Raw genomic sequence first — 12740 nt, forward strand, 5'->3', positions numbered from 1 at the left:
CCCGGGACGGGGGTACGGGCGCGCGGGCGGCGGCGTCGCCGAGTGCCGGCTCGCACGGCGGAAGCCGCCGAGCCGGAGCACGCCGCGGCGCGCGGGTGGCGCCGTAGGATCGCACCGGGCCGGCCCCGGCGCCCGGGGAGCCCAGGCGATCGGAGAGCGCCGTGACGACGACCGTGGTGATGACCGGAGGCACGTCGGGCTTCGGCGCCCTCGCCGCCGAGCGGATCGCCGCGGCCGGCGACGTACGGCTGCTCCTGGGGGCGCGGCGCGCGGCGGCTGCCCCGCGCACGGGCACCTCTCCCGACGCCGGCTCCGCTCCCGGCACCGCCGCCGACCCCGGCTCCGCTGCCGACACCGAGCCCGTGCCGCTCGACCTCGCCGAGCTGGCCTCCGTACGGGCCTTCGCCACCGCCGTACGCGAACGCCTCGGCGGCGCGCGCATCGACGCTCTCGTCCTCAACGCCGGCCTGATCCGCCCCGACGCCGACGGGCGCACGGCCGACGGCTTCGAGACGACGTTCGCCGTCAACCACCTGGCGCACTACCTGCTGCTGCGGCTCCTGCTGCCCGACCTCGCCGACGGCGCGTTCGTCTCGCTCACCACGAGCGGCACGCACGACCCCGCCACCGGCGCGTCGCTGGCGCTCCCGCGGCACGCGGACGCGGCGCTGCTGGCGCATCCCGACCGCGACCCCGGCCGCGACCCGCGGGCCCGCCGGGCGGGCGAGCACGCGTACACCGCGGCCAAGCTGTGCGCGGTCCTCACCGCCCGCGCCCTGGCCGCCCGCCCCGAGGCCGGCGACCGCGGACTCACCGTCCTGGCGTACGACCCCGGCCAGGTCTTCGGCACCGGTCTGATGCGGGACAAGTCGGCGCCGCTGCGGCTGGCCTGGGCGGTGCTGGGCACCCCGGTCGGCGCCCCGCTGCGGCGGTTCGGCCGCAACCTCAACTCCCGTACGGGCGCGGGCCGCTGCCTGGCGGACCTGGCCCTCAAGCGCACGACGCCACCGCGCGGGCGCACGTACGCCGCGCTGCGCCGCGACCGGCTGGGCTGGCCGGATCCCTCGGCGGCGGCGCGCAGCGACACGCTGGCGGAGTCGCTGTGGGCCGACAGCGCGGGGCTCGTCGGACTGCCGGAATGAGCGGCGGCGGGCCCGCGCGAGAAGGCGCGGGCCCGTCGCGATCAGGGGGACGGGGCGGCGGTCAGCAGCTCAGGTTCGGGCCCGGGGTGACGCCGAGGATCTGCGTGAACTGCGTGTACTTGTTGATGCGGCTCTGCACCTGGGCGGGGTTGCCGCCGTTGCACTCCAGGGCGCCGTTGATCGAGCGGATCGACTCACCGAAGCCGGCGCCGCTGGTCATCGCCCGGTGCCCGGACATCGTGCCGGGGCCGGACTGGGTCATCCAGTACCACAGGCCGGTCTTCCACGCGACGGCCGCGTTCCGCTCCACCTGCCAGGGGTCGTTCAGCAGGTTGATGCCCAGCGCGTCGCCGGCGGCCTTGTAGTTGAAGTTCCAACTGAGCTGGATGGGCCCGCGGCCGTAGTACGCGGCCTGACCCGCGGGGCAGCCGTAGGGCTGGCTCCAGTCGCAGTAGTGGGGGTAGTTGGCCTGGTTCTGCTCGACGATGTGGACGAGGCCACCGGTCTCGTGACTGACGTTCGCGAGGAAGGCGGCGGCCTCGCGAGCCTTGGTGGTGGCGTCGCCGGTGTTGGCGAAGGCGGGGTAGGCGCTCATGGCGGTGGTGAGGCCGCTGTACGTGTAGAACGAGTTCCGGCCCGGGAACATCTGGTTGAACTGGGCCTCCGTCACGAAGCCGCCGGGCCCGGGACCGGGGTCGCCGCCCCCGTCACAGGCGCCCTGGTCGGCCCAGACGCCCCACTGCCCGGTGGTGCCGGGCTCCTCGCCCTGGGTCCACCACTTGGCCTGCCAGTTGTGGCCGTTGTGGGAGACGACGTTGCCCTGGGTGTAGACGGAGCCGCTGCTCCAGCCCGCCGCGCAGGCGGCGGCACTGGCGGGGGTGGCGGTGGCGAGCGGGACGAGCACGGCGAGGACGGCCGCCGCGGCGAGGGCCGCGACGATGCCCCTGATCCGTCTGCCGAGTCTGCGGTGCAGGTGTACGTGCACGTGTTTGGCTGACACGTCATCACATCCTGTCAATGGGGGTGTTGCTGGCATGGTGGAGCAAAGCCCATTGGTCTGGACCTGTCAAGGTCTAGACCAACAAATACCCCCAGGTTCAGCACGCGGCGGGCGCGCCGGTGCCGGACGGCGCCGACAGGGGCGTACGGCGGGGATCGTCGCCGACCGGTCGGCTCGCCGGGCCCCTTGTCAGAGGGTCAGGTCCCAGACGCGTACGACGCCGTCCCGGTCGGCGCTCACGGCGACCGTGCGCTCCTGCATCGTGGTGACCACCACGGCTTCCACGCTCCACTTGTGGCCGGTCAGCGGCGGCCCCACCTGCCCGCCGCCGGCGAGGTCCCAGATCCGTACGGTCCCGTCCTCGCCGGCGGTCACCGCGACCGCGCGGTCGCCGGCCACGGCGACGTCCAGGGCGTTGATGCCGCCCTCGTGACCGGTGAACGGTTCGTGGAGCGGGTCCTCGTCTCCGTCCCAGCCCCCGTCCCCGTCTCCGTCTCCGTCTCCGGACAGGTCGAACACGTACACCTTGCCCTGGTCCGTGCCCGCCACGACGACCGGACGACCGTCGAGCCGGGAGAACGCGACGGCGTAGGCCCGCTCCTCCTCGTCGACGTAGAAGGACGCGACCTGCTCGCCGTTCTCCGCGTCCCACACCTCCACCCCTTCCTCCCCGCCCCCGGCGACCAGCGCGCACCCGTCGAGGTGTGCGGTGGCGAGACCCCAGACGGGACCGGCGTCCAGCTCCACCTCGGACTCCTCGCCGGACGGCCCCCACACCCGGACTCCGTCCCAGTGGACCCCGCTGCTCGCCGCGAACAGCGGCGGCCCCTCGCCCTTCACCGTGGCGAGGGACGAGACGTAGGGCTCGTTGTAGGTCGTCCCGCGGAGCAACTCGCCGCTGTCCAGGTCCCAGATGGCCGCTCCCTGTTCGTCGCCGCCGGCGGCGACCACCAGGCGCCCCTCGGAAACGGCCACGGCGACCGAGTCGACGTCGTTCTGGGCGTCCGGGTACTCGGCGGCGAGCGGGTCCCCGGCGAAGGCGTACGCCAACGGCCGCTCCCGCCACTCGTCGGGCACGGGGGCCCAGGTCCACAGCGAGGAGTAGCCGGCGCACACCACCAGAGGCGCACCGTCCACGTCGACCACGGCAAGGTCGTCGATCCGGGATTCGCCGGGCACCGAGCTGCTCAGAATCAGACGTTCGTCAGACATCCGGGCAGAGTAGTGGACGGGTCCGACAACCCGGATGAGCAGGCGGGGAGGCCCCGTTGACGGCCGGCGGGAGCGGTCGTACCGTCCTTCCGTTTGGTTTCTCAGCCGGTCGGACGTCCGGATCGACCCCCCGTTCGACGGCGGGCTCGTCGACCGTGCCCCGACCGCCGAGCCGGGAGGTCCGCACGTGTCCGAAGGAGCCACCCCCTCAGCCGACCCCTCAGTCGACCCCGCCGGCGCCCGCGGCTCCGGCAGACGCGGCCCCAGCAGACGCACCCTCGGCCGCGCCGCCGTCGCGGCCGCCGCCACCCCCGCCCTCGCCGGTACGTGGCAGACGCTCACCGCGTCCGCCGCCTCCGCCGCGGAGGCGGTCAGCGCCCGGAGCCGGGGCTGGACCGGCACCTGGGCCGCCGCCGAGACGACCGTGCCCGCGGTCGACACCACCGCCTTCGCCGACCAGACCCTGCGCCAGGTCGTCCACACCAGCGCCGGCGGACGCGCGCTGCGTATCCGCCTCACCAACCAGTACGGCACCGAGCCCCTCGTCGTCGGCGAGGTCCGCGTCGCCCTCTCCGTCCCCGGCGACAGCACCGCCGTCCTACCCGGCACCGACCGCGCGGTGCGCTTCGGCGGCCGTACGCCGGTGACGCTGGCGCCCGGCACCCGGCGGTGGAGCGACCCGGTGTCGCTGGAGGTGCCGACCGCCGCGGACCTCGCCGTCAGCGTCTACCTGCCGCGGCCGACGCCGGGCGGCACGGTGCACAGGTCGGCGTTCCAGCGCAACCACGTCGCCGCCGGGAACGTCGCCGCGAAGCCGGCCGTCGACCCCGAACGCACCGTCACGAGCTGGTACTTCCTCGCCGGCGTCGCCGTCACCGGCGCGGCGCCCGGCGCGGACGCCGGCGCCGGCACCGGATCCCGCCAGGCGATCGTCACCTTCGGCGACTCCATCACGGACGGCTCCGCCACCACCGTCGGCGCCAACCGCCGCTGGCCCGACGTCCTCGCCCGCCGCCTCCGCGACGAGGCGGGCCGCACCGGCACCGGCGTCCTCAACGCCGGCATCGGCGGCAACCGCCTCCTGCGCGACCCCAACCCGCCGCCCGGCTCCAACGCCGAGAACTACGCCCCGTACTTCGGCGAGGCCGGCATCCGCCGCTTCGCCCGCGACGTCCTGGACCAGCCGGCCGCCCGGCACGTCGTCGTCCTCCTCGGCATCAACGACCTCGGCCACCCCGGCCGCGACGCGCCCCGCGACGAGGAGGTCACCGCCGCCGAGCTCATCACCGGCCACCGCAGCCTCATCCGCCAGGCCCACGCCCGCGGCCTGCGCATCCACGGCGCGACGATCCTGCCGGTGGAGGGCGACGACCTCGGCTTCTACACCCCGGAGCGGGAGGAGGTACGCCAGGCGTTGAACGAGTGGATCCGCACCGGCGGCGAGTACGACGGCACCGTCGACTTCGACGCGGCCACCCGCGACCCGGCGCACCCGGGCCGCCTGCTGGCGGCGTACGACAGCGGCGACGGCCTGCACCCGAACGACGCGGGCATGGCGGCGATGGCGGAAGCGATACCCCTGCGCCTGTTCACCTGATCCGCGCGCGTCCCACGCGAGCCGCACGAGGGCCGGCCCGCGGCGTCGTCTCGACGCCGCGGGCCGGCCCCTTTCGCTCCGTTGTCATCCCGTACGGGCCGACGGGTCAGTCGCGCTGGGCGTTCTCCGGGAGCTGGCGGAGCTTCATCGTGCTGGCGGTGCGGCTGCCGAAGCCGTAGTCCAGGAGCTTCGCCGCGTCCTTGTAGCGGTCGCTGGCGTTGAGGACCACGCCGATGTACGTCTTGCTGCCGCGCTTGGCGGTGAAGACCAGGCACGGGCCGGACGGGGTGGTGGTGCCGGTCTTCATGCCGTTGGCGCCGCTGTAGGAGCCGAGGAGCTGGTTGGTGTTGTACCAGGTGTACGTGCGGCGGTTGCCGTTGCTGGCGGTGGCGTAGCGCACGGCCTTCGTCTTGGAGATGATCTCGCGGAACTTGCCGGAGTAGTTGTACGCGCTCTTCGCCAGTTTCGCCATGTCGCGCGGTGTCGAGTAGTTGTTGCCGGTGGCGGAGATGCCGTCGAAGGAGTCGAACTTGGTGTTCGTCATCCCCAGGAAGTCGGCCTTGGCGTTCATCTTCTTGATGAACGACTTCACCCGCGCCGAGGTCGTGCTGCCCGAGCCGTACGTGTCGGCCAGCGCGTACGCGGCGTCGCAGCCGGAGGGGAGCATCATCGCGTACAGCAGCGTGCCGACGGCGACCTTGTCGCCGGTCTTCAGATCGGCGGTGCTGGCGCCCTTGTTGACGACGTAGTCGCGGTACGCCTGCTTGATGGTGACCTTCTTGTCGAGGTTCAGGTTCGGCTGGCTGAGCACCACGCGCGCGGTCATGATCTTCGTGGTGCTGGCGATCTGCCGCTTGGTGTCGGACCCCTTGCCGAAGACCTTGGCGCCCGACCCGTCCACCAGGAACGCGCCCTTGGCCGAGACGCTGGGCGCCGCGGCGGCCTCGGCCGCGTTCGCCGGCGCGGCCATCGGGGCCACGGCCAGCACGGCACCCGCGGCCACGACCCCGGCCGTCGTCTTACGGAACCGGGTGCCCGTGCGGCGCGGGCGGACGCTGTGTTCTGTTGTTGTCAAGGCAGTTGCTCCGATGCTCCGAATGTCGGTGCGCGGCGCGCTTGCGCGTCGCGCGCGGCGCCGGCGTGAGCCTCACGGCGGGCGCGGCGGCTGCGCCGCTCCTTCTCCCGACTCACGAGAGGGCTCGATGGATGTACGACGACGGGTGTGATTCCTGCGGTTCCCGATGTGCCGTACGTGCGCGGAGGGTTGACATGTCCGCGAAGAGCGCGCTTCCTTACTGACAGGTCAGTAACTTCTGTTGGCAGAGTCGCCCTCCGAGGAGTTGCCCACATGCATAGCCGAACCCTCCGGCGTGCCTTCGGCACGCTCGCCGGCACCACCGCCGCGGCAGTCGCCGCCACCGTCGCCCTGCCGCTCACCGCCACCGCGGCCGGGGAACGGCCGCCGTTCTACGAGCCGCCCGCCGCGCTCCCCGCGGACAACGGCGACGTCATCCGCTCCGAGCCGTCCGTCTACTACCTCGACCCGCTCAAGACCCTCAAGGTCGACGCGAACGTCCAGCGCGTCATGTACCGCTCCACCGACGGCCGCGGCGCACCCGTCGCCGTCACCGGCACCGTCATCACCCCGAAGTCCGCCTGGCGGGGCTCCGGCGAGCGTCCCGTCATCGGGTACGCCGCCGGCACCCAGGGCCTCGGCGACCAGTGCGCGCCGTCGCGCCAGCTCGCCAACGGCACCGAGTACGAGGGCCTGTTCGTCAAGGGCCTGCTCGCCCGCGGCTACGGCATCGCCATGACCGACTACGAGGGGCTCGGCACCCCCGGCCTGCACACGTACATGAACCGCGCCGTCCAGGGCCACGCCGTCCTCGACTCCGTCCGCGCCGCGCAGCGCCTGGCCGCCGCGGGCCTCCCCGACGACGGCCCCGTCGCCGTCTACGGCTACTCCCAGGGCGGCGGCGCGGCCGCCGCCGCCGCCGAACTCGCCCGCTCCTACGCGCCGGACCTCGACGTCAAGGGCGTCGCGGCGGGCGCGGTCCCCGCGGACCTGGCCGCGGTCGGCCGCAACCTCGACGGCTCGCTGTACGCCGCCTTCCTCGGCTTCGCCGTCGCCGGCCTCGCCGAGGGCTCGGACGTCGACCTCGACCCGTACCTCAACGACCGCGGCCGGCAGGTGATGGCCGAGGCGGCGGAGACGTGCACGGCGGAGGCCGTGCTGCGCTACCCCTTCCTGCAGTCGAAGACGCTGACCGCCGACGGCCGGCCGATCACCGACTACATGGAGGACTCGCCCTGGCGCGAGGTCGTCGGGGAGCAGCGGATCGGCGTGCGGAAGCCGGAGGTTCCGGTGTTCGTCTCGCACAGCATGCTGGACGACGTCATTCCGTACGGGGTCGGGAAGAAGCTGGTCGCGGACTGGTGCGCGAAGGGCGCGACGGTGGACTTCTCGACGAACGTCGCGCCGACGCACGTGGGCGGCGCGGTGGCGTCGTATCCGGCGGCGTACGGGTGGCTGGAGGGCCGGCTCGCGGGCGGGCCGGCACCGTCGGACTGCTGAGCAGCCCCACGGCCGGGCCGGCCGACCGCTGTCCGCCCGACCGCTGATCCGGCCGACCGCTGATCCGGCCGTACGCGCTCACGCCCCCCGTTCCGCCGTCCGTACGGAACGGGGGGTTCCGCGCAGCAGCGCGGCGCCCGCGAGCTGGAGCGCGGCGAGGACGGCGAGGAGTTGCGCCGGCGAGAGCGCGGACGCCGCGGCGGCGGTGAGCGCCGCACCGGCGGCACCCGCGGTGGTCTTGAGCCCGGCGCCGAGGGTGAAGACCTGGGTGCGGACCGCGGGCGGCGCGTGGTCGGCGCGGATCCGCAGCGTGGCGGCGAGCAGCGGCCCGTCGCAGAGCCCGGCGAGGCCGAAGAGCGCCACGCACAGCGGGTACGGGGCCGCCGCGGCGGCACCGAGCAGCGCCACCCCCGTACCGACGAGGCAGACCGCCGCCAGCCGCACGTCGGAGGAGCCCGGTGCCCGCCGCGCCGCGGCCAGCGCACCGGCGAGGGCTCCGGCGGCCAGCACGGTGAGCAGCACACCGCCACCGCCGGGATAGCCCCGCCGGTCGGCGAGGAGCACGGCGGCGGGGGCGAGGCCGCCGACGCCGACGAAGGCGAGCGAGGTGGCGGCGGTGATCCCCCGCAGCGCGGGCACGCGCCACAACACCCGCAGCCCCGCGAGAAGTTCCCCCCAGAGCCCGTGCCCCGGCGGGCGGCGGGCGGGAGGGTCGGGGTGGTCGGAGGGGTCGGGACGGTCGGAGAGGTCGGGTCGATCGGAGCCGTCGGGACGGTCGGAGTGGTCCGGGCGGTCCGGGCGGCGTACGCGTGCGAGGGTACGCAGCCGCCACCGGCCCTCCTCCCGGCCGGGCCGAGGTCCGGCGGACCCCGCGCCCTCGCTCAGCGACGGCCGGGCGTCCCCGGCCTTGCCGTCCGGCCGCGCGTTCGCGCCCTCCCGGCCGGGCGGCGACGGGCAGCGGTCCTTCGGGTCGTCCGCGGCGGCGCGGGTACGCAGCCGCCACCGGCGGGGGCCCGGGACGGGTCCGGTGCACGCCGGCGCCGCGCGGTCGGCCGCGGCCCCGGAACGCTCTCCGCCCGGCCCGGCATCCGCCGCGAGCACACGCGCATCCGGCTCGCCCCCGCCGGACGACTGCCCGCCGTCCGAAGTCCCCTCCTCCGGCCGGGCGTTCGGGCCTGCCCCGCCCCCGCGCGGCAGGCGCAGCGTCGTCGCCAGGCCCGCCGCGCCCGCCGCCGAGGCGACCAGCGTCGCCATCGCCGGGCCCGGGCCCCACAGACCCGCCGCCGTCGTCACCGCCGCAGGGGCGGCGATGCCCGCCGCGTTGTACGTGGCCGCGTCCAGGGCGTACGCGCGGGCGCGCGCGCCGGTGTCCGGGACCAGGCCCGCGAGCACGCTCGACAGGCCGCCGGTGACCATCGGGCCGCAGCAGCCGCCCAGCGCCGCCACCGCCAGCACCACCGGCACCGGCGCGCGGCCGAGCGTGAGCGCGACGCCCGCGATGGCCGCCGCGAAGACGCCGAGCGCCGCGACGTGGAACGCCGCGCCCGCACCCCGGGCCCGCGCGGCCAGCGCCCCCGTCAGCGGGGCGGCGACGGCGTGCGGCGCCATCCACGCCGCGAGCACCGCCGCGCCCTGCGCGGCGCTGCCGGTCCGGTGGAGGGCGAGCAGCGTGACGGCGACGGCCATGCCGTCGTCGGCGAGGCGGGCGCAGGTGGCCGTGGCCAGGTACCGCCGCACTCCCCGCCCCATGCGCCCGCCCCTCCCGCGCGTCCCGTCCCGCTTCCCCTGCCCGCGATTCCCGTCGCGGACAGGCGTCCACCCCGGCTCCGTAACGGCTTATAATCCTAAGACGTTACCATCGCCTTCGCCCGCCCAGGAGCCCTCGATGACCCCGCCGCCCCCGCCCGCGGCCCACGGCTTCCGCCCCGCCCAGCGCCTCCTCGACGTCGCCAACGCCGTCCGCCGCGACCCGCGCACCTCCCGCGCCGACCTCGCCCGCCTCCTCGCCGCCCACGGCGAGACGCCCGCCGACCTCGCGCCCGGCGCCTTCACGGACGCCGACGCCGACGCGCTGCGCGGCGCCGCCCGGCGCATGACCGCCGTGCTCACCGAGCCCGACGCGGACCGCGCCGCCGCCGCGCTCAACGCCGTGTTCGCGGAGTGCGGCGCCCGGCCCCGGCTCTCCCGGCACGGCGACCACCCCTGGCACCTGCACGTGGACCGCGGCGAGGACGCCGGCTGGGCCGACTGGTTCCTCGCCTCCGGCGCGCTCGCGCTGGCGCAGCTCCTCACCGAGTACGGGCAGCCGCCCTGGGGCGAGTGCGCCGCACCCGACTGCACCGTCCTCTACCTCGGCACCGGGCCGGGCAGCGCCCGCCGCTACTGCTCCCCGGCGTGCGCGTCCCGTACGCGCGTCGCCGCCCACCGCCGCCGCAGGCGGGGGGAGCGGGGAGAGCAGACCGAGCAGGGAGAGCAGACAAAGCGGGCCGGACAGACCCGTGCCTGATCCGCGCCCACCCCGAGCAGCCACGCCCCGCCCCACTTCGTACCGTTTGCGCGCTTCCGCCGGTCTTGTTTCAGTGGGGTGAGGCCCGGGCACCACCCCACCCACCGCAGCGGAGACTCCCCCATGTCCCTCTCCCCCCTCGGCTCCCACGGCTCCTCCGACCCGTTCTCCGAGCTGCTCAACCGCTTCTTCGGCATGTCCCCCGCCACCTCACCGCCCGCCGTCCAGCGCGTGCCCATCGGCCGCCTCCTCACCGACTCCGCGCGCGAGCTGATCGGCCGGGCCCAGCGCCGCGCCGAGGAGGACGGCAGCGTCGACCTCGACACCGAGCACCTGCTCTGGGCCTGCACCCAGGTGGACCCCGCCCGCTCCGTCCTCGCCCACGCCGGGGCCGACCCCGACGAGCTGGCCCGGGTCGTCGCGGAAGCGCTGCCGGGGGAGGGGAGCGCGGCGTCGTCGGAGCCGGAGCTGACACCCGCCGCGAAGCGGGTGCTGCGGGGCGCGGTGGCCCGCTCGCAGGCCGCCGGCACGTCGTACATCGGCCCCGAGCACATCCTCGGCGCCCTCCTCGACGACCCGGACGCCGGCGCCGCCCGGCTGCTCGGCGCGTACGGCACGGACACCGACCGGCTCCGCAGCACCGCGGAGGCCGCCACCGGCCCCCAGGCCGGACCCGCCGCGGCCCCCGGCAGAACCGGCGGGACCGGCCAGGGCCGCGCGCAGCCGCAGAGCGACACGCCGACCCTGGACGAGTACGGCCGCGACATCACCGCCGAGGCCCGCGCCGGCCGGCTCGACCCCGTCGTGGGGCGCGCCGAGGAGATCGAGCAGACCGTCGAGATCCTCTCCCGCCGTACGAAGAACAACCCCGTGCTCATCGGCGAACCCGGCGTCGGCAAGACGGCCATCGTGGAGGGCCTGGCGCAGCGCATCGAGTCGGGCGACGTGCCGCAGACGCTCTCCGGCAGGCGCGTGGTGGCGCTGGACCTGGCCGGGCTGGTCGCGGGCTCGAAGTACCGCGGCGAGTTCGAGGAGCGGCTGAAGAAGGTCATCGAGGAGGTGCGGAGCGCCGAGAGCAGCACGATCCTGTTCATCGACGAGCTGCACACGGTCGTCGGCGCAGGCGCCGGCGGCGAGGGCGCCATGGACGCGGGCAACATGCTCAAGCCGGCGCTCGCCCGCGGCGAGCTGCACGTCGTCGGCGCCACGACGATCGGCGAGTACCGCAGGCACGTGGAGAAGGACGCCGCGCTGGAGCGCCGCTTCCAGCCGGTGCTGGTGCCGGAGCCGACCGTGGCGGAGACCGTGCAGATCCTCGAAGGGCTGCGGGACTCGTACGAGGCACACCACCAGGTCCGCTTCTCCGAGGAGGCGCTGACCGCCGCCGCCGAGCTGTCCGACCGCTACGTCTCCGACCGCTTCCTGCCCGACAAGGCCATCGACCTGGTGGACCAGGCGGGCGCGCGGGTCCGGCTGCGCTCGATGGGCCGCAGCACCGAGGTCGTCGACCGCGAGGACCGGCTCGCCAAGCTGCGCCGCGAGAAGGACGAGGCGGTCGCGGCGGAGAAGTACGAGAAGGCGTCGCAGATCAAGGAGCGGATCGCCGAGACGGAGGCGGAGCTGGCGGGCGTCGAGGAGCGGCGCGAGGGCGTGCGGGAGGTGACCGCGGACGACATCGCCGGGGTCCTGTCGCGCTCGACCGGCATCCCCGTCGCGCAGTTGACGGAGAGCGAGAAGGACAAGCTGCTGAAGCTGGAGGACGCGCTGCACGAGCGGGTCGTCGGCCAGGACGAGGCGGTGGTGGCGGTCTCCGAGGCGGTACGCCGCGGGCGGGCCGGCATGAGCGACCCGGACCGGCCGACGGGCTCGTTCCTCTTCCTCGGCCCCACCGGCGTCGGCAAGACGGAGCTGGCGAAGGCGCTGGCGGACCTGCTGTTCGGCGACGAGAACCGGATGATCCGCTTCGACATGAGCGAGTTCCAGGAGCGGCACACGGTCTCCCGGCTGCTGGGCGCCCCGCCCGGCTACGTCGGCTACGAGGAGGCCGGGCAGTTGACGGAGAAGGTGCGCAGGCACCCGTACAGCGTGCTGCTCTTCGACGAGATCGAGAAGGCGCACCCGGACGTCTTCTCGGCGCTGCTCCAGGTGCTGGAGGACGGGCGGCTGACGGACGCCCAGGGGCGGACCGTCGACTTCCGCAACACCGTCGTCATCATGACGTCGAACATCGGCGCGCAGCGGATCCTGGCGCACGAGGGGCGGGCAGAAGAGATCCGGGACGAGCTGATGGAGGACCTGCGCGCCCGCTTCCTGCCGGAGTTCCTCAACCGCATCGACGAGGTCATCATCTTCCACGGGCTGACGGCCGAGGACCTCGCCTCGGTGGTGGACCTGCTGCTGGACCGCAGCCGGCGGCGGCTGCGCGCGCAGGAGGTCGGCCTGGAGGTGACGGAGGCGGCGAAGGAGCGCCTCGTCGCGCTCGGGCACCAGCCGGAGTTCGGCGCCCGGCCGCTGCGCCGCACGCTCCAGCGGGAGCTGGACAACCGGATCGCGAACCTGCTGCTGGACGGGTCGGTACGGCCCGGGGACACGGTGCTGGCGGACGTGGACGCGGACAGCGGCGAGCTGGTGTGCGCGCTCGTACGGCCGGAGGGCATGCGGGTCTCGGAGGGCGGTCCCGCGTCGCTGCCGGAAGCGGCCTGAGGGCT

At 75.0% G+C, this 12740-nt stretch carries 9 protein-coding genes; 5 read left to right on the forward strand and 4 right to left on the reverse strand.

Features of this window, described 5'->3' with window-relative positions:
- Nucleotides 1–161: 161 nt before the first annotated feature.
- Nucleotides 162–1142, forward strand: coding sequence for an SDR family NAD(P)-dependent oxidoreductase (locus O7599_RS19075; protein WP_281616813.1), 981 nt, complete (start codon nt 162–164; stop codon nt 1140–1142).
- A gap of 61 nt (nt 1143–1203) precedes the next feature.
- Here the strand turns inward: O7599_RS19075 and O7599_RS19080 are convergent, their stop codons facing one another.
- A complete protein-coding gene (locus O7599_RS19080; protein ID WP_281623434.1) occupies nt 1204–2127 on the reverse strand; it encodes a glycoside hydrolase family 19 protein in 924 nt (307 codons plus the stop codon).
- A 204-nt stretch (nt 2128–2331) separates the two neighbouring features.
- Nucleotides 2332–3354, reverse strand: a complete 1023-nt coding sequence (locus O7599_RS19085; protein ID WP_281616814.1) for a hypothetical protein — start codon at nt 3352–3354, stop codon at nt 2332–2334.
- A 187-nt stretch (nt 3355–3541) separates the two neighbouring features.
- On the opposite strand from O7599_RS19085, the gene O7599_RS19090 reads away from it, so the two are divergent.
- Entirely contained in the window at nt 3542–4951 is a 1410-nt protein-coding gene (locus O7599_RS19090; RefSeq protein ID WP_281616815.1) for an SGNH/GDSL hydrolase family protein, read from the forward strand.
- A 106-nt stretch (nt 4952–5057) separates the two neighbouring features.
- On the opposite strand, the gene O7599_RS19095 is transcribed toward O7599_RS19090, so the two are convergent.
- A complete protein-coding gene (locus O7599_RS19095; protein WP_281623435.1) occupies nt 5058–5921 on the reverse strand; it encodes a serine hydrolase in 864 nt (287 codons plus the stop codon).
- A 378-nt stretch (nt 5922–6299) separates the two neighbouring features.
- Between O7599_RS19095 and O7599_RS19100 the strand changes: the two genes are divergently transcribed.
- Nucleotides 6300–7526, forward strand: coding sequence for a lipase family protein (locus O7599_RS19100; protein ID WP_281616816.1), 1227 nt, complete (start codon nt 6300–6302; stop codon nt 7524–7526).
- Nucleotides 7527–7604: 78 nt separating this feature from the next.
- Here the strand turns inward: O7599_RS19100 and O7599_RS19105 are convergent, their stop codons facing one another.
- Nucleotides 7605–9275, reverse strand: a complete 1671-nt coding sequence (locus tag O7599_RS19105) for an MFS transporter (RefSeq protein ID WP_281616817.1) — start codon at nt 9273–9275, stop codon at nt 7605–7607.
- 136 nt (nt 9276–9411) lie between these two features.
- Between O7599_RS19105 and O7599_RS19110 the strand changes: the two genes are divergently transcribed.
- Both O7599_RS19110 and O7599_RS19115 read left to right on the forward strand, forming a co-directional pair.
- Complete coding sequence (locus tag O7599_RS19110; RefSeq protein ID WP_281616818.1) at nt 9412–10032, forward strand: CGNR zinc finger domain-containing protein; 621 nt, start codon at nt 9412–9414, stop codon at nt 10030–10032.
- 123 nt (nt 10033–10155) lie between these two features.
- Nucleotides 10156–12735 (forward strand): AAA family ATPase, encoded by a 2580-nt coding sequence (locus tag O7599_RS19115; protein WP_281616819.1) that lies wholly within the window; start codon nt 10156–10158, stop codon nt 12733–12735.
- Nucleotides 12736–12740 lie beyond the last annotated feature (5 nt).

Source organism: Streptomyces sp. WMMC500 (genome assembly GCF_027497195.1).
Classification (GTDB): domain Bacteria; phylum Actinomycetota; class Actinomycetes; order Streptomycetales; family Streptomycetaceae; genus Streptomyces.